The sequence below is a fragment of the Georgenia satyanarayanai genome (assembly GCF_009193135.1).
Taxonomy (GTDB): Bacteria; Actinomycetota; Actinomycetes; order Actinomycetales; family Actinomycetaceae; genus Oceanitalea; species Oceanitalea satyanarayanai.
Genome location: NZ_VUKC01000002.1, coordinates 179,036 through 195,928, shown reverse-complemented (window position 1 = coordinate 195,928; position 16,893 = coordinate 179,036). Strand labels below are relative to the sequence as shown.

Here is a 16,893-nt window from a genome sequence, read left to right as displayed (position 1 = left end):
TCAGCCGAGGGTGTGGGGCAGGTCTCCCGGCTCCTGCCCGAGCACGTGCTCGGCGAGGAAGGCGAGGTTGACGTCGTACCAGACCTTGGCGTTCTGGGGGGTGAGGATCCAGTGGTTCTCGTCGGGGAAGTAGAGGAAGCGGTGCGGGCTCGCGCCGTTCTCGTCCGCCGGCAGCCCCGACCTGGACAGCAGCTCGTACCAGAGCCGCAGGCCCTCGCCGATCGGCACCCGGTAGTCCTTGTCACCGTGGATGACGAGCGTCGGGGTGCGGATGTTGCCCACGTGCAGGTGCGGGGAGTTGGCCAGGGCCATCTCCGGGGACATCTCCCGGCCCCAGTACCAGGCGGCGTCCGTCGTCGGGCCGAAGGCGTCCAGCGCCCACAGGCTCGCGTGGGTGACGACGGCGCGGAAGCGGTCGGTGTGCCCGGCCACCCAGTTGGCCATGTACCCGCCGAAGGAGCCGCCCATCGCGGCGGTCCGTGAGGCGTCGACGTCGGGGCGCTGCTCGACGGCGTCGGTGATGTCCATGAGGTCGGTGTAGGGCGCCGCCCCCCACGCGCCCCAGCCGCGCTGGACGAAGTCCTGCCCGTAGCCGGTGGACAGCGCCGGGTCCGGCAGGAGCACGGCGTAGCCGCGCGCGACCATGATCCACGGGTTCCACCGCCACGACCACGAGTTCCACGAGCCCAGCGGCCCGCCGTGGATCCACAGCAGCAGGGGCGCCGGCGCGTCGGCGCTCGCGCCCTCGGGCAGCGCGAGCCAGGCCCGCACTCGGGCACCGTCCGCGGCGGTGGTCTCCACCTCGGTGAGCGTGCCGGGCAGCGCGGGCCGCTCGGCCGGCCCGCGCAGCGCCGTCACCCCGGCGGGGCCGGTGAGGTCGCCGAGGTCGATGCGGACGACCTCGGCCGGGTACTCGTAGGAGGCGCGCAGCGCGTAGGCGGCGGTCCCGTCCGGGGCGACGACGACGTCGCTGAGCGCACCCTCGTCGGTGAGCCGGGTGACCGCCCCGGTGTCGAGGGCGGCGTGGAAGAGGCGCGAGCGGCCGTCGTCGTCGGCGACGACGAGCAGCCCGGAGGAGTCGGGCAACCAGCACAGCTGCGCGGGCCAGCGGTCCCACCCGCTGGTGATCGCACGTGGCTCGCCCCCGGTGGCGTCGACGACCTCGACCCACATCCGCGGCGCCTGCTCGGCCGTGCTCAGCGCCTCGCGCACGTAGGCGACGTACCGGCCGTCGGGGCTCACCCGGGGCCCGCCGACCTCCGCGTCGGCGTCGTCGACGAGGACGGTGCGGGCACCGTCGGCGAGGTCCACCCGGCACAGCCGGGTGCGCACGGCGCCCTTCTCCTGCGGGACGTTCCACGTCGTCGCGACGAAGCTGCCGTCGGCGGCCAGGTCCGTGGACGCCTCGGTGAGCGCGGCGCCCGCGGCGGGCACGAGGTCGCGCAGGGCGTGGCTGCCGCGCGGTGCGGCGTCGTCCGCGGGCTCGGCGTCGGTGGGCTCGGCGGCGTAGAGCCGTGGCAGGTCGGGGCCGAGGTCGTGGTCCCAGTACCGCACCGGGTAGGCGCTGTGGAGGATCGCGCTCACCTTGCGCTCGGTGCGGTCCTTGCGCAGGCGGTGGTCCTCGTCGACGTCACCGGCGGAGGGCAGCGCGTCCGCCATGACGACGACGACGGCGGCACGCGCGGCCGCGCTCACCCCCGAGACCCCGCCGGGGTGGGTGGCGACCATGCTCGCCTCCCCGCCGGCGGCGGGCAGGGACCACACGGCGGGGCGGGCGTCGTCGTCGGTGCCGCGCTTGGCGACGAAGAGGAGGTCGCCGTCGGCGGTGAAGGTCGGCTGCGACTCCCCGCTCGGGCCGTGGGTGAGGCGGCGGGCCGGGCGCTCGCCCGCCGGGTCGACCTCCCACAGGGCCGGCTGGTGGCGGGTGCGGTCCTCGCTGAGGGTGCTCACCGTGGTGACGAGCCGCCGCCCGTCGGGGGAGATCGCCAGTCCCCCGAGGCGGGGCAGGGCGATGTAGTCGTCGAGGTCGTGGAAGGGAGTGTCGCTCACGGACCTGTCCTATCACGTGACCCGCGCCACCCGGGCGGGCGGGGCGGCCGGCGCTACTCCTGCCAGAGGGTGACGAGGACCTTGCCGGAGGCCTGGGAGTCACGGGCGACGGCGAAGGCCTCGACCGCCTGGTCGGCGGGCAGCTCGTGGGTGACGACCTGTTCGATGCCCGGCTGGGCGTCGAGCAGCGCGACCGCGGCGTCGATCTCGTCCCGGAAGCGGAAGGAGCCGTGAACCGTGAGCTCCTTGGAGATGACGGGGGCGAGGTTGAGGCCCTTGGGCTCGTCCGGCACCATCCCGAGCTGGACGTGGATCCCGGCCCGCCGGGCCGCGCGGAAGGCGGTGTTGATCGAGGCCGGCACGCCAGAGCACTCGAGGACGACGTCGTAGGCCTCGGCCGGTACCTCCTCGCTGCTGACGTCGATGGTCGCGTGGACGCCCAGCGCGCGGGCGCGCTCGAGCGGGCCGGGCAGGACGTCGGTCGCGGTCACCTCGGCGGCACCGCCGGCGAGCGCCGCGGCGGCGGTGAGCAGCCCGATCGGCCCGGCGCCGGTGACGAGGACCCGGCTCCCCTGGACACCGCCGGCCAGGGCGATGCCGTGCATGCCGACGGCGAGCGGCTCGGCGAGGGCGGCGCGCCGCAGCGGCAGCGAGGCGGGCAGCACCCGGACCGTCGAACGGTCGACGAGGAGGTACTCGCTCATCCCGCCCTGGGTGTGCGGCCACGTCGAGGCGCTGCCGAGGTACGCGCCGCCCGGCCACAGGTGGGGCCGGTCCTCCACGCCGGGCCGGACCTGCCCGAAGGTGGCGGGGTGGACGGTCACCGGTGTGCCGGGCGCCAGCTCGCCGGAGGGGTCGAGGTCGACCGTCCCGGAGACCTCGTGGCCCGGGACGAGCGGCTCGCGCACGACGAAGGCCCCGTTCGCGCCGTCGAAGTAGTAGTGGAGGTCCGAGCCGCAGATGCCGGCGTAAGCCATCCGCAGCCGCACCTGCCCCGCGGCGGGCTCCGGGGTGGGGACCTCGACGAGCTCGAGGTCCTCCTTGCCGTGGATGACGATGGCGCGCACGAGGCTCCCTCCTAGACGACGGCGGTCATGCCGCCGTCGACGAACACGTTCTGGCCCGAGACGAAGCTCGCGGCGTCCGAGCACAGGTAGACCAGGGTCCCGACGAGCTCCTCGACCCGCCCCCAGCGACGCGCGGGCGTCCGCTCGACCACCCAGCGGGTGAAGTCCTCGTCCTCGACGAGCGCCCGGTTCATCTCGGTGGCGAAGTACCCGGGGGAGATGGCGTTGACCTGGATGTTGAAGCGGGCGAGGTCCGCCGCCATGCCCTTGGTGAGCATGACCAGGCCACCCTTCGTCGCCGAGTACGGCGCGATGGTCTGCCGGGCGAGCTGGGACTGGACGGAGCCGACGTTGACGACCTTCCCCGAGCCGCGCTCGGCCATCCCCCGGGTGATCTGCTGGGAGACGTAGAACGCGCTGCTGAGGTTGGCGGCGACGATGTCGTCCCAGTCGGCCGGGTCGAAGTCGTTGAAGGCGGCCCGGCGCTGGATCCCGGCGTTGTTGACGAGGATGTCCGGTGTGCCGTGCTCGGCGAGGAGCGCGCCGACACCCTCCCGGACGGCGGCGGCGTCGGTGACGTCGAAGCTGACGGTCGGGACCGCGGTGCCGTCACCGGCCGCGGCGACCTGCTCGCGGGCGCGGGCGAGCGCCTCCTCGTCGCGCCCGTGCAGGACGACCCGGGCGCCGTGCTGGGCCAGGCCGGTGGCCAGCGCGAGGCCGAGGCCGCGGGAGGAGCCGGTGACGAGGGCGAGCCTGCCGGTGAGGTCGAAGAGCGAGCTCATGGAGCCGTCCTATCACGCCCGGCGCGAGTCAGCCCCCGGCAGCGCCCGCCCCGGCCGGCACCCCGGTCGCACCGAGGTCCCACGCGGCCGCCCGGTCGGCCAGACCGGCCGCCTGCATCGCGACGAGCGCCGCGCCCAGCCTCGCCGCATCCGTGCCGAGGGTCGTCACGACGAGGGTCGGAGCCTCCCGCCAGCGCAGCAGCTCCGCGAGGCCGGCACGGACCGGCGCGAGGAGGAGGTCGCCCGCCTGGGCCAGGCCCCCGGCGATGACGATCGTCTGGGGGTCGAGCAGCTGGGTGCAGGTCGCCAGCCCCAGGGCCAGCGCCCTGGCGCCCTCGGACCAGACCTCACCGGCCGCCCGGTCCTCCTCGAGGCGGGCCGCGACCTGCGCGGCCGTCCGCGCCGTCCCCGTCCGCTGCTCGTAGCGGCGCGCCAGGCCGGCGCCCGAGGCGTAGACCTCCAGGCACCCCCGCTGCCCGCACGGGCACGGCTCGCCGCCCGGGTGGACGGGCGTGTGGCCGAGCTCGCCGGCCCCGCCCTCGTGGCCGCTCACCGCCCGGCCCGCGACGACGAGGCTGGCGGCGATCCCCGTGCCGATGGAGACGTGGACGTAGCTCGCCTGCCCGCGCACCGCCCCGAAGACGCCCTCGGCGATGCCGGCGGACCGCGCGTCGTGCCCGACGCCCACGGGGGCGTCGAGCACCGTGGTGAGGAGGTCCCGGAGGGACACGCCGCGCCAGCCGAGGTTCGAGGCGTACCGGACGACGCCGGAGGCCTCGTCGATGATGCCCGGTGACACGACCCCGGCCCCGACGACCCGGGCCCCGAGCGTGCGGGCCCGGGACGCCTGGGTGGCCGTCGCGGCACTCACCGCGCGCTGGGCCGCCTCGCCGTGCTCGGTGGCGCGGACGTCGGTCGCGAGGATCCGCCCGTCGACGCCCACGAGGGCGGACTTGGTGGTCGTGCCGCCGATGTCGACGGCGACGACGGCCTCGTGCGGGCTCACGCCGACCCCTCCCCGGGAGCCACGGCGGCGACGACGGCGGCCACCAGCTCCGCGGACGTCACGGTCCGGGTGCCGACGTCGTAGTCCGAAGGGCCGGCCGCGCTGCCCGTGCGCACCTCGACGGGCGCGCGGAGGTGGATCTCGCGGGCGCCGGTCTCCCGGACGACCTGGGCGGCGTTGCCGGGCCGCACCCCGCCGCCGACGACGACGGAGATGTCCTGCCCGGCGTGGTCGACGAGGTCGGCCAGCACGTCGAGGTGCCCGAGCGCGGCCCCCGGTCCGCCGGCCGTAAGGACCTTGGCGACGCCGAGCGCCGTGAGCAGGTCCAGGGCGGCGCGCTTGTCGGGCACCGCGTCGAAGGCCTTGTGGAAGGTGACGGGCGCGCCCGAGCACGCGGTGACGAGGCGTGCCGTGGCGGCCTCGTCCACCGTCCCCGCGGCGGTGAGCGCCCCCAGCGTGAAACCGAGGACCCCGGTCCCCGTTGCGGGAAGGGCGAGGACGGCCTCGATGTCGGCCACCATGACGTCCAGCTCGGCGGCCGAGTAGACGAAGTCCCCGGCCCGCGGCCGGACGAGCACCTGGATGTCGAGCTCGGGCGCCGCGCGCCGGGCGTGGGTCACGAAGCCGAGGGTCGGCGTCGTCCCGCCCTCGCTCAGGCCGGCGCACAGCTCGACCCGACCCGCACCGCCGGCGCGGGCGGACGCCGGGCCACCGACGTCCTCGAGGCAGATCTCGACCTGCGTCACCTCGTGGCCCGCTGGAGGTCCGCGCCGACGACGATCTCCCCGACCCGCTCCCCACCGCCGAGGACCGGCAGGTCGCGGAGCTCGGCGGCGCCGGAGACGTCGACCCCGACGGACTCCAGCGCGTGGAGCGCGACGAGTGTGGTGGCCCGCGGGTTGCCGTCGTCGACCTTGAGCGCGACGGCCTCCCCGGTGGGTGCGGCCATGCCGATGACGCCCTCGGCGCCACCCTTGGCGAGGAGCCCGGGGACCAGGCGCATGGCGTCGGAGTTGGAGTGCGGCTCGCCGCCCACGAAGAAGGGGTGGGTGCGCATCGCCTCGGCGACCTGAGCCTCGGGCGACCCGGCGGGGGAGGTGGCGAGGCGGTGGAAGGCCCGCGCGAGGCCGCGCACGGACAGACCGAACAGGGGGGCGCCGCAGCCGTCGACGGTGACGTGGGCGAGCGGCTCGCCGCTCAGCTCCTCGAGGGTGCGCGCGACGTGACGCTGCAGCGGGTGGTCGGCGTCGAGGTAGCCCTCGACGCTCCAGCCGTTGGTGACGCAGGCGAGCAGCATGGCCGCGTGCTTGCCCGAGCAGTTCATCCGCACCCGGGTCCGTCCGGCCCCCGCGGCGAGGAGCCGCTCGCGCGTGGCCTCGTGCTCGGGCCAGTCGACGGGGCACCCGAGGTGCTCCTCGGACAGGCCCGCGCGCTCGAGGAGGCGCCGGACGACCGCGACGTGGCGGTCCTCACCGGTGTGGCTGCCGGCGGCGATGGCCAGCTCCTCCCCGGCGAGCGGGGCGCCGGCGGTGAGGCAGGCGAGTGCCTGGACGGGCTTGACGGTGGAGCGCGGCAGGATCGCCGTCCCGCCGTCGCCGAGGACGAGGAGGTCCTCGCCGTCACGACCGAGGACGACGACGGTCCCCACGTGACGGCTCTCGGTGAAACCTCCGCGGCGGACGGCTGCGAGCTCGGGCATGGTCTAGCGCTCCTGGGTGGTGACGGCGGCGGGCGGGTGGGGCTCGGTGGTCGGTGGTGCGACGGGCGCGCCGGGGACGACGGCGGCGGGGTCCTCGGCGTCGGCCCGCTCGCGCAGGTGGCGGGCGAAGCGGGACAGGCTCCCGTTGACGATGAGGTAGACGACCGTGACGACGATGTAGGTCTGGATGAGGAGCCGGTTGAAGGACGTGAGGACCTGCGCCCGGTACAGCAGCTCGGTGAAGGCGACGACGTACCCGAGGGAGGTGTCCTTGAGCAGGCTGACGAGCTGGCTCACGAGCGAGGGCGTGACGTTGCGCAGGGCCTGGGGCAGGACCACGCTCCGCGTCACCTGGTAGCGGCGCAGGCCCAGGCTGAGGCCCGCCTCCAGCTGGCCGCGCGGCAGGCTGAGCACGCCGGCGCGGACGATCTCGGCGATGGCGGCCGAGTTCGCGATGGTCAGCGGGATGACGAGCTTCCACAGGACGTCGGGGTTGAAGCCGTACCGCGGCAGGGCGAAGAGCATGACGTAGATGAGGAGGAGCACCGGGATGGCCCGGAACGCCTCGATGAACGCCGTCGCGAACCAGCGGAGGACGCGGACGGTGCTCGTGCGCCCGAGGGCGAGGAGCACCCCGAGGGGGAAGGCGAGGACGGCGGAGGCGGCCGCGGCCTGGAGGGTGCCGAGGAGGCCGACGAGGAGGTAGCGGCCGATGTCCCAGGACAGGAACGGCAGCCACCGGTCGGCGTCGAGCTGCCCGTGGGAGGCGAACTGCCACAGGGCCAGCCCGAGGACGCCGAGGAGGACGACGGCGCTGAGCGCGGAGGCCAGGCGTGTCATCCGGATGGCCCGGGGCCCGGGGGCGTCGTAGAGGTAGCTCATCTCGTGGTGCTTCACCGGGTGATCGCCACCTTCTTCTCCAGACGGCCGGCGAGGAGACCGATGCCCAGCGCCAGCACCATGTACATCAGGCCGACGGCCACGTAGATCGTGATCGGCTGGGCCGCGACGTTGTTCACCCGGTTCGCCGCGCTCGTCAGCTCGACGACGCCGACCGTCGCGGCCAGGGCGGTGTTCATGAGCAGCGCGATGAGGACGTTGCCGAGCGGCTGGACGACGGCGCGCAGCGCCTGCGGCACGAGGACCTTGCGCACCACCTGGGAGAAGCGCAGGCCCAGGGCGCGGGCGGCCTCGAGCTGGCCCGGCGGCACGGTGTTGACGCCGCTGCGCACGGCCTCCGCCACGTAGGCGCCCTCGTAGACGACGAGGACGACGATGACGGTCGTGCGCAGCGGCATCAGCAGCCCGGCGTCGGGCAGGGCGAAGACCGCGAGGAGGAGCAGGGCGAGGAGGGGGACGTTGAGGAAGTACTGGACGTACAGCGCCGCCGCGGTGCGCAGGATCCGCACCGGACTGATCCTCGCCACCGTCGTCAGCACCCCCACGACGAGGGCACCGACCGCAGAGACCACGGTGATGTACAGGGTGGTGCCCAGTGCGCCGAGGATGAGGTCGGAGTTGTCGAGCAGTGCGTCCATCGCCCGCCCCTTTCTAGCCGTCGGTCAGGAGCCGGGGACGGAGCCGATCTCGGGCGGCGTCGGGGCGGCGGAGTCGACAGCGGTGCCGATCGAGTCGGCCCATGCCTGCTCCCACTGGCCGCCCTCCTGGATCGCCCGCAGCCAGTCGTTGACGAAGTCCTTGAACTCCTGGTCCTCCGGCGGCAGGCCGATGCCGTAGGGCTCCTCGGTGAAGGGCTGGCCCACGACCTTGAGGTCAGGGTTCGCCGCGGCGTTGGTGGCGAGGAGGATGTAGTCCTGCACGTAGGCGTCGCCGCGGCCCTGGCCGAGGGCCTGGACGGCCTGCGGGTCGGTGCCGAAGGTGACGATCTCGGCGGTCGGCTGGTGCTCGGGGACGGCCTCGACGGCCGGGGTGTTCGCCCCGACGATGACCGTCTTGCCCCCGAGGTCCTCGATCCCGGCGATGTCCTCGTTGTCGGCCGCGACGGCGACCGCGAGGCCGGACATGAAGTACGGGCCGGCGAAGGAGACCTGCTCGGCGCGCTCCTCGGTGATCGTGTAGGTGTTGAAGACGACGTCTACGGTGCCGTTCTGCAGCAGCGCCTCACGGGTCTCCGACGCGGGAGGGACGATCTCGACCGTCGGCTCGCCGAGGATGTAGGTGGCGAGGAGCTTGGCGAGGGTGATGTCGAAGCCCTCGACCTCGTCGGGGTCGGTGGGGTTCTGCTGCGAGAGCAGCGGGGCGTCGAGCGCGGCCGCGACCGTCAGGGTGCCGGCCTCGCGGATCTCCGCCATGGTCGAGCCGTCGGCGATGAGCGAGTCGTCGGCCACCGGGGCGTCGGCGAAGATGCCGGAGAGCTCGGCGGGGGCCTCGGGGGCGTCGTCCGAGCCGCAGGCGGCGAGGGCGAGGGAGGTGGCGGCGAGTGCCGCGACGCACGCAACGGTGCGTGCTCGGTGGGTCAGTCGGGTCATCGTGGGGGTCTTCCTTCCGGATCTCATGAGTGGGACATGACGGACTCGAGGAACGCGCGGGCGCGCCCGCTCCTGGCGTGGGAGAAGAACTGCTCGGGCGGTGCGTCCTCGACGATCTGGCCGGCGTCCATGAAGACGACGCGGTCCGCGGCCTTGCGCGCGAAGCCCATCTCGTGGGTGACGACGACCATCGTCATGCCGTCGCGGGCGAGGGAGGTCATGACGTCGAGGACCTCGTTGATCATCTCCGGGTCCAGGGCGGAGGTCGGCTCGTCGAAGAGCATGACCTTCGGCCGCATCGCCAGCGCCCGGGCGATGGCCACGCGCTGCTGCTGGCCGCCGGAGAGCTGGGCGGGCCGCTTGTGGGCCTGGTTCGCCACACCGACCCGCTCGAGGAGGGCCATCGCCTCGTCCCGGGCCGCGGCGCGCTTGGTGCCGTGGACGGTCGTCGGGGCGAGCGTGACGTTGTCGAGCACGCTGAGGTGGGAGAAGAGGTTGAAGGACTGGAAGACCATGCCGACGTCGGCACGCAGCCGGGCCAGCTCCCTGCCCTCCAGCGGCAGCGGCTCGCCGTCGATCGTGATCTCGCCCGAGTCGACGGGCTCGAGCCGGTTGATCGTGCGGCACAGCGTCGACTTGCCGGAGCCGGAGGGGCCGACGATGACGACGACCTCCTGCCGCTGCACCTCGAGGTCGATGTCGCGGAGGACGTGCAGGTCCCCGAAGTGCTTGTTCACCTGGCGCATCCCCACCATCGGGGGCACGCCGGTCCTGCCGGCGTCGCTCATCGGGCCTCCACGTCATCGGGCTTTGCCTGTCGGCGGCTCACACTAGTGGAAGGTATGGGAAGAAGTGCCCTCACTTTTCCCAAAACAGCGGAAAACTATGTACACTTTCGAACTAACTTCGAGGAGGATGACCGTGCCGACCGCACCTCGCACCCATCGGCCGGGCGGGTACGGCGACGTGCTCGACCTGGTCCGGTCCCGGGCCGCGACGTCGCGCGCCGACATCGCCCGCCTGTCCGGGCTGTCGCCGTCGACCGCCTCGGCGCGGGTGGACACCCTGCTCCGGCGCCGGCTCGTGCGCGAGGAGGGTGACGGGCCGTCGAGCGGCGGGCGGCGGCCCCGCCGCATCGTCCTCGACCCGGGGCTCGGGACCGTCGCGGCCGTCGACCTCAGTGCTCACCAGGCGACGCTCGGCCTCGTCGACGCCGGCGGGGCAGTCACCGCCTTCGCGGAGGTGGACGTGGACCTCGTCGACGGACCCGAGGCGACGATCAGCGCGGTGGCCGCCCACCTCGAGCGGATGCGGGAGCCGGCGATGGGCCCGCTCCTGGCCGCCTGCGTCGGGGTGCCGGGGCCGGTCGCCCCCGGGCGCGACGTCGTCGTCTCGGCGGCCCGGATGCCCGGCTGGAACGGTACCGACGTGAGCGCGCTCCTCGAGGCCCGGCTCCACGTGCCCACGGTCGTCGAGAACGACGCCAACCTCGTCGCCCTCGGCGAGCTCGCCCTGCGGCCGCACGCGGGCGGCCAGGTCGTCGCCGTCAAGATCGACTCGGGCATCGGGTGCGGCGTCGTCGTCGACGGCGCGCTCTACCGGGGGGCCGGGGGGATGGCCGGGGACATCAGCCACTCGGCGGTGCCCGGCTCACCCGCGGTGCCCTGCTCGTGCGGGCGCACCGGGTGCCTGGACGTCGTCGCCAGCGGCTCGGCGCTCATGGAGGCGCTGCGCGAGGCGGGCCGGGACGTCGAGACGGCCGACGATCTCGTCCGGCTCATCCGCGACGCCGACCCGCTGGCGACGAACCTTCTCCGGGAGTCCGGGGAGCGGGTCGGCGCGGTGCTCGCCACCGTCGTCAGCTTCTTCAACCCCTCGCTGCTCGTGCTCGCCGGGCAGGTGAGCAGCGCCGCCGCCTTCACCTCCGCGGTGACCTCGACGATCTACGCCTCGTGCCTGCCGGCGACGACCGAGTCCCTCGAGATCGCGCCGAGCCAGGACGGCGTCCGGGCCGGCGTCCACGGCGCGGCGCGGGTCGCCCTGGACACCGCCTTCGCCGACGAGTCGGTCGAGGCCATGCTGCGGGACGGCGCTCGCCGCTGAGGCGGCGACGAGCGCCGCCGGCTCAGAAGATCGCGAAGACGACGAGGGCGAAGAGGAAGCCGACGACGGACTGGAGGGTCTGCTGGACCGTCCACGTCTTGAGGGTCGTCTTGACGTCCATCCCCATGAGCCGCCCGACGAGCCAGAACCCGGAGTCGTTGACGTGGCTGGCGAACACCGAGCCGGCCGCCGTCGCGAGGGTGATCGCGACGACCTGCATCTCGGTGAAGCCCCCGGCGGCCACGGCCGGCGCCATGAGGCCGGCCGCCGTGACGAGGGCGACGGTCGCCGAGCCCTGCGCCACGCGCAGGACCACGGCGATGAGCCACACGGCGAGGATGACCGGGATGCCGGTGTCCCCCAGCACGTCGGCGAGCGCGTCGCCGATGCCGGACAGGCGCAGGATCCCGCCGAACATGCCACCGGCACCGGTGATGAGGATGACGGAGGCGACCGGACCGAGGGCCGAGTCGACGATCTTCTCCAGCGCGGTGCCGTGCTCGCCGCGGCGGTTGCCGAGGACGAAGAGGGCGACGAGCACCGAGATGAGCAGCGCGACGGGAGCGGTGCCGATGGACGCGAGGACCTGGACCCAGGTCTCGGACTCGTCGACGACACCTGCCGTGCCGAGGAAGTCCAGGCCGGTGTTGAAGAAGATGAGGACGAGCGGGAGGAGGAGGATCCCGACGACGGTCGCGACACTGGGCGGGTTGACCTGACGGTCGTCGTCGGTGCTGCCGAAGAGCGCGGGCACGGGCAGGATGACTCGCCTGCCGACGAAGGTGCCCCACAGGTAGCCCGCCAGGTACCAGACCGGGAAGGCGAGCACGATGGCGACGACGAGGACCAGGCCGACGTCGGCCCCGTAGAGCTCGGAGGCGGCCACCGGGCCGGGGTGCGGGGGCACGAAGACGTGCATGACGGAGAAGGCGGTGGCGGCGGGGATGCCGTACAGGAGGACGTTGTTCCCCATCCGGCGCGCGACGGCGAAGATGATCGGCAGCATGACGATGAGGCCGGCGTCGAAGAAGATCGGGAAGCCGAAGGCGAGGGACGCGACGCCGAGCCCGAGCGGGGCCCGCTTCTCACCGAAGACGCTGACCATCTTCTCCGAGAGCACGCGGGCGCCGCCGCTGTGCTCGACGAGCTTGCCGAGCATCGCGCCGAGCGCGATGAGGAGGGCGACGTTCCCCAGGGTGCCGCCGAAGTTCGTCACGAGCGCCGGCACGATCTCCCCCGCCGGGATCCCCGTGACGAACGCGGTCAGCAGCGAGACGAGGATGAGCGTGAGGAACGCGTGCAGCTTGAAGACGATGACGAGGACGAGGATGAGGGCGATCGCGCCGGCTGCGATGAGCAGCAGCGGTCCCGCCCCCAGCGTCTGAGTCCAACCTTCGATCACGGGAGCCCCCTCGGATGTCGTGGCCCCGGCTCCCTCACCGGGGCAGCGCCGTCTGCGCTGCCTCGCACAGTAGCGGTGACCGGCACGGCGGGCCCAGGGGAGACGACTCGCCGCGCCCGCACCCGCGCGGCGGGGCACCGGTGCCCGCTAGCGTGGGCGTCGTGGCGGTCGACGACGGCGCACCGGAGCCGGAGGAGCTCCTCGCCGAGCCGGTGGGCTCGGTCGAGGCGGAGCTCGCCCGCGCCCTGTCCGCGGCACAGCGTCAGATCCACTGGCTCCGGGAGGAGCGGGACCGGCTGCGCGGCGAGCTCGCCGCCGAGCCGCGCGAGGAGCGCGCCGACGACCCGGCAAGCCTCCTCGCCGACGTCGTCGAGCAGACCGTCCCCGAGGCCGCCCGACGTCTCGCACTGCGGGAGGCGGCGGGCAGCGACACCTGGGACCGGCTGACGGAGGGGGTGCGCGAGGTCTACCTCACGCGGGCGCGCTCGGCCGTCGAGGCCGTCGTGCCGGTGTTCGACGCCGCCGTCGCCGCGATCCCCGGCCTGGGGGAGGTGCGCCGCGCCCAGCTGCGGCTGGGCCTCCCGCCCGAGGGAGACCTCGCCGGGCTGCTCGACCACGTCCGCGCGGAGAGCCGGGCCCGTGCGCTGCAGGAAGTCTCCGAGGACCTGCGCGCCCGCCTGGAGGACCACGAGCTCATGCGGCGGGCGGTGCAGGCGGTCGAGCTCGTGCTCGTCGAGGGCGAGCACATGGCCGCGCAGCACACCTCACCGGTCGCGGTCGAGGTGGCCGAGTGGTTCACGCGGCGGCTGCAGCAGGCGCTCGCCGGTCCCGACGTCACCCTCGGGGACGCGCTCGAGGCCGAGCGGGAGCAGGTGCTCCTCGCCGTCGCCGCCGAGCTCGGCCTGGAGGGGATGGACGCGCTGGCCTGGTACAGCGACATGAGCACCCGGCTGGACGCCGCCGACGAGGCGGGGTAGCCGCGCGGATGCGGCACGCGCCGGCCTGAGGTACCAACGGTCCATGCCTACTGACACGCCCGGTGCCGTCCTGCTCGACATCGACGGGACCCTGGCCGACTCGAACTACGTCCACACCTTCACCTGGGCACGCGCCTTCCGGGAGGTCGGGCACCCGGTCGACGCCTGGCGCATCCACCGCTCCATCGGCATGGGCGGGGAGCTGCTCCTCGCCGAGCTGCTCGGGGACCGGGTCGAGGAGCTGGGCGAGGCCGCCAAGGAGAAGCACACCGAGTACTACGCGCAGGCCGCGGGCGAGGTGCACCGCTTCGCGGGCGTCGTCGAGCTCGTCGCCGCCCTGAAGGAACGCGGCGCGAAGGTCGTCCTCGCCACCTCCGCCGCCCCCGCGGAGCTGGAGATCCTCGAGCGGCTGCTCGAGATCTCCGACGACGTCGACGCCATCACCTCCGCCCAGGACGTCGAGGAGGCCAAGCCGGACCCGGACCTCGTCCAGAAGGCGCTCGGCGCCGTCGACGTCCCCGCCGAGCGCGCGGTCTTCGTCGGCGACACCGTGTGGGACGTCGAGGCGGCGGCCCGCGCGGGCGTGCCCTGCGTCGGCGTGCTCACCGGCGGTGTCAGCGAGGCCGAGCTGCGTGAGGCCGGGGCCGTGGCGGTCTACCGCTCGGTCGCCGCGATCCTCGAGGACCTCGACTCCTCCCCGCTGCGTCACGCCTGGGCGGGCTGAGCGGAACGGGGGCCCGCAGCCGTGCGGCTGCAGGCCCCCGTGGTCGTGGGACGTCAGCCCGCCGAGCCGGGCGTCCGGCGGATGCCGAGGGTGTCGGTCCCGTTGCCGTCCCAGTCACCGACGTACACCTCGTCGCCCAGGCGACCGAAGGTCACTGCCACGTCCGCTGAGCCGCCCCGCAGGGCGTTGCTCACGTGGAAGGTCCGGCCCCGCTGGACCGCGAAGGTGTCCAGGCCGTCACCGTCCCAGTCACCGGTCAGCGTGACGTCGGCAGCGCGGCCGTAGGTGAACACCGTGTCGGCGTCGCCGCCGCGCAGGGAGTTCTTCACGTGGTACGTCGCCCCACGGCGCACCGCGAAGGTGTCGGTGCCGTCGCCGTCCCAGTCACCGACGGTCACCGCGTCCGTGGTTCGGCCGTAGGAGAGGACCGTGTCGGCGTCACCCCCACGGAGACTGTTCTTCACGTGGTACGTCGCCCCGCGGCGCACCGCGAAGGTGTCGGTGCCGTCGCCGTCCCAGTCACCGACGAGGACGACGTCACCCGGGCGGCCGTAGGTGAGGACGACGTCGGCGTCCCCGCCGCGCGCGGCGTTGGAGACGTGGAACCGGTTGCCGCGCCGCACGGTGACGGAGTCCGTGCCGTCCCCGTCCCAGTCGCCGATGAGCACCTCGTCGGTGCTCCGGCCGTAGGGGAAGGACACGGCCGTCGTGCCGCGCCAGTCGTTGCTCAGGTGGAAGACGGGCGAGCGGCTCGGTTGCGGCGCGGGGGTCGTGCCCGGCTCCCCGTCGAGCGCGGGGAAGTCCACGGGCGCCGTGCGGTGCCCGGTGCCCTGCTCGTAGGCGTAGGCCAGCTCGAAGAGGGACTTCTCCGACCACGGCAGCCCGAGGAGGTCGATGCCGACGGGCAGGCCCGTGGTGGTGAAACCGGCGGGGACCGCGAGCGCCGGGAAGCCGGTGACCGGTGCGAGGCTGCGGTTGCTGCCCTGGCGGACGCCGGCCATGGCGTCGGGGTTGGTCAGCTGGTCGGCCGGGATGACGGGCGCCTCGTGGTCGAAGGTGGCGTAGGCGACGGCGTCGAGCTCGTTCTCCTCCATGACGGCGGTGACGGCGTCCCGCAGCTGCTGGCGCATCTGCTCACCCTCGACGTAGTCGGCGTCCTCGGTGGTCCGGCCGAGGAGCGCGCGGAGGCTCGCCTGCCGGGTCGGGGTGACGAGCGGGGAGGTGGCGATCTCCTCGAAGGTCGAGACCGGCGGGTCGGCGATCTCGGCGAGGGCGGCGAGGTAGGCGTTGGTCGCCGCCTCGGTCTCGGCGCCGCCCGTCGAGTACGCCGCCAGCAGGGCGCGCAGGTTCGGCACCTCGACCTCGACGACCTCCGCGCCGAGACGCTCCATGTCCGCGTAGGCCGCGTCGACGACGGCCCGGACGCGGGCGTAGTCGGGGGCGCCGGTGTCCGTGTCAGCGGACTGCGGCTCGCGGATGACGCCGATGCGGGTGCCCTCGAGGGCGTCGGTGCTGAGGTCCGCGGCGTAGTCCTCCGCGACGTGACCCTCCGCCTGGGCGGTGAGGGGGTCGTTCGCGTCGGGCCCGGCGATGACGCTGGTGACGATCGCGGCGTCCTCGACCGTGCGGGTGAGCGGCCCCAGGGTGTCGTAGCTCGGGTTGGCCGGCATCATCCCGTACCGGCTGATGAGCGGGGTCGTGGGGCGCAGTCCGACGGCGTTGTTCCAGGCGGCCGGCCCTCGCGTGGAGCCTCCGGTGTCCTCCGCGATCCCGACGGCCCCGTAGTTGGCGGCCACCGCCGCGCCGGTCCCGCACGAGGAGCTGCTCGCCGCGCGGGTGAGGTCGTAGGGGTTGCGGCACACGCCGAAGGCCGAGCCGGCCCAGCCGCTCGCGTACTCACCCATGTTCGTCTTGGCGAGCATGACGGCGCCGGCGTCCCGCATCCGGGCGACGATCGTGGCGTCACGGCCCGACTCGAAGCCGGAGAAGATCGCCGACCCGTAGGTCGTCGGCATGTCGGCCGTCTCCACCTGGTCCTTGACGAGAACGGGGACGCAGTGGAGCGGTCCGCTCAGTCCGTCCTCGGCGTACGCGGCGTCCAGCTCCGCGGCCGTGGCGAGCGCCTCCTCGTTGACGACCTGGACGGCGTTGGTCGTCTCGGCGTCGTAGGTCTCGATCCGGTCGACGTACGCCTGCACGAGGTCGGTGCACGACATGTCACCGTCCGCGAAGGCCTCGTGGATGGAGGCGATGGTCGCCTCGGTGACGAGGCTGTCGTCGGGTGGTGGTGGTGCGGCGCTCGCCGGGCCGGCGAGCAGCGTGAGGATGACGGTCGGGACGATCGCCGCGGCGGCGATCGTCGTGGTGGTCCTGCGTCGGTGCATGGTGCTGCCCCCTGAGTTGTCCAGATGGTCTGGGAGACCGGACGTTACGGAGGAGGCGTTGCCGCGAGGTGACGCGGAGGTTTCGTTCCCTTTGCCGGATCTTGGCGTTCACGCGGCGGCCCCGACCAGGGTGTGGAGTTCTCGACGTCAGCGGTCGAACACTCCACCCGCAGGGCGGGAGCCCCGCTGCCGGGGCCCCGCCGTACGGTTG

Annotated in this window: 15 protein-coding genes; 3 read left to right on the top strand and 12 right to left on the bottom strand. The window is 73.9% G+C overall.

Going from position 1 to position 16,893, the window contains the following annotated elements; all coding sequences use genetic code 11:
• From GD632_RS03495 to GD632_RS03450, 10 genes are read right to left on the bottom strand one after another with little or no spacing between them, the layout of a single operon-like run.
• Window positions 1-2,049 carry a S9 family peptidase gene (locus tag GD632_RS03495; RefSeq protein WP_152188765.1) on the bottom strand — a complete coding sequence of 683 codons (2,049 nt, stop codon included), beginning with the start codon at window positions 2,047-2,049 and terminating at the stop codon, window positions 1-3.
• 53 nt (window positions 2,050-2,102) lie between these two features.
• On the bottom strand, window positions 2,103-3,116 hold the full coding sequence (locus tag GD632_RS03490) for an L-idonate 5-dehydrogenase (protein ID WP_152188762.1): 1,014 nt from the start codon (window positions 3,114-3,116) through the stop codon (window positions 2,103-2,105).
• An 11-nt stretch (window positions 3,117-3,127) separates the two neighbouring features.
• Window positions 3,128-3,898: a glucose 1-dehydrogenase gene (locus GD632_RS03485; RefSeq protein WP_152188760.1), complete on the bottom strand. Its 771-nt coding sequence runs from the start codon at window positions 3,896-3,898 to the stop codon at window positions 3,128-3,130.
• Window positions 3,899-3,926: 28 nt separating this feature from the next.
• Window positions 3,927-4,904, bottom strand: a complete 978-nt coding sequence (locus tag GD632_RS03480; RefSeq protein ID WP_152188758.1) for an ROK family protein — start codon at window positions 4,902-4,904, stop codon at window positions 3,927-3,929.
• Complete coding sequence (locus GD632_RS03475) at window positions 4,901-5,650, bottom strand: copper homeostasis protein CutC (protein ID WP_152188755.1); 750 nt, start codon at window positions 5,648-5,650, stop codon at window positions 4,901-4,903. Before GD632_RS03475 ends, GD632_RS03480 begins: the two co-directional genes overlap by 4 nt.
• Window positions 5,647-6,603 carry an asparaginase gene (locus GD632_RS03470; RefSeq protein ID WP_152188753.1) on the bottom strand — a complete coding sequence of 319 codons (957 nt, stop codon included), beginning with the start codon at window positions 6,601-6,603 and terminating at the stop codon, window positions 5,647-5,649. Before GD632_RS03470 ends, GD632_RS03475 begins: the two co-directional genes overlap by 4 nt.
• Before the next feature lie 3 nt (window positions 6,604-6,606).
• A complete protein-coding gene (locus tag GD632_RS03465; RefSeq protein ID WP_226924501.1) occupies window positions 6,607-7,500 on the bottom strand; it encodes an amino acid ABC transporter permease in 894 nt (297 codons plus the stop codon).
• Window positions 7,497-8,141 carry an amino acid ABC transporter permease gene (locus GD632_RS03460; protein ID WP_152188751.1) on the bottom strand — a complete coding sequence of 215 codons (645 nt, stop codon included), beginning with the start codon at window positions 8,139-8,141 and terminating at the stop codon, window positions 7,497-7,499. The genes GD632_RS03465 and GD632_RS03460 overlap by 4 nt, the downstream gene beginning before the upstream one ends.
• Window positions 8,142-8,165: 24 nt before the next feature.
• Complete coding sequence (locus GD632_RS03455; protein ID WP_152188750.1) at window positions 8,166-9,092, bottom strand: glutamate ABC transporter substrate-binding protein; 927 nt, start codon at window positions 9,090-9,092, stop codon at window positions 8,166-8,168.
• Between the two features lie 23 nt (window positions 9,093-9,115).
• Window positions 9,116-9,880 carry an amino acid ABC transporter ATP-binding protein gene (locus tag GD632_RS03450; RefSeq protein ID WP_319633098.1) on the bottom strand — a complete coding sequence of 255 codons (765 nt, stop codon included), beginning with the start codon at window positions 9,878-9,880 and terminating at the stop codon, window positions 9,116-9,118.
• Between the two features lie 133 nt (window positions 9,881-10,013).
• Between GD632_RS03450 and GD632_RS03445 the strand changes: the two genes are divergently transcribed.
• Window positions 10,014-11,195, top strand: coding sequence for an ROK family transcriptional regulator (locus GD632_RS03445; RefSeq protein WP_193311321.1), 1,182 nt, complete (start codon window positions 10,014-10,016; stop codon window positions 11,193-11,195).
• 22 nt (window positions 11,196-11,217) lie between these two features.
• Here GD632_RS03445 and GD632_RS03440 read toward each other — a convergent pair whose 3' ends face one another.
• Window positions 11,218-12,594, bottom strand: a complete 1,377-nt coding sequence (locus GD632_RS03440) for a GntP family permease (RefSeq protein WP_152189300.1) — start codon at window positions 12,592-12,594, stop codon at window positions 11,218-11,220.
• 164 nt (window positions 12,595-12,758) lie between these two features.
• On the opposite strand from GD632_RS03440, the gene GD632_RS03435 reads away from it, so the two are divergent.
• On the top strand, window positions 12,759-13,574 hold the full coding sequence (locus tag GD632_RS03435; RefSeq protein WP_152188745.1) for a serine/threonine-protein kinase: 816 nt from the start codon (window positions 12,759-12,761) through the stop codon (window positions 13,572-13,574).
• Between the two features lie 43 nt (window positions 13,575-13,617).
• Window positions 13,618-14,298 (top strand): HAD family hydrolase, encoded by a 681-nt coding sequence (locus GD632_RS03430; protein WP_152188743.1) that lies wholly within the window; start codon window positions 13,618-13,620, stop codon window positions 14,296-14,298.
• 53 nt (window positions 14,299-14,351) lie between these two features.
• On the opposite strand, the gene GD632_RS03425 is transcribed toward GD632_RS03430, so the two are convergent.
• Entirely contained in the window at window positions 14,352-16,682 is a 2,331-nt protein-coding gene (locus GD632_RS03425; RefSeq protein WP_152188741.1) for an amidase, read from the bottom strand.
• Window positions 16,683-16,893: the final 211 nt, after the last annotated feature.

Bases quoted from the DNA above. Each gene is read 5' to 3' on its own strand.
- GD632_RS03485 (WP_152188760.1), bottom strand. From the start codon at position 3,898: ATGAGCTCGCTCTTCGACCTCACCGGCAGGCTCGCCCTCGTCACCGGC.
- GD632_RS03470 (WP_152188753.1), bottom strand. From the start codon at position 6,603: ATGCCCGAGCTCGCAGCCGTCCGCCGCGGAGGTTTCACCGAGAGCCGT.
- GD632_RS03450 (WP_319633098.1), bottom strand. From the start codon at position 9,880: ATGAGCGACGCCGGCAGGACCGGCGTGCCCCCGATGGTGGGGATGCGC.
- GD632_RS03430 (WP_152188743.1), top strand. From the start codon at position 13,618: ATGCCTACTGACACGCCCGGTGCCGTCCTGCTCGACATCGACGGGACC.
- GD632_RS03455 (WP_152188750.1), bottom strand. From the start codon at position 9,092: ATGACCCGACTGACCCACCGAGCACGCACCGTTGCGTGCGTCGCGGCA.
- GD632_RS03425 (WP_152188741.1), bottom strand. From the start codon at position 16,682: ATGCACCGACGCAGGACCACCACGACGATCGCCGCCGCGGCGATCGTC.
- GD632_RS03460 (WP_152188751.1), bottom strand. From the start codon at position 8,141: ATGGACGCACTGCTCGACAACTCCGACCTCATCCTCGGCGCACTGGGC.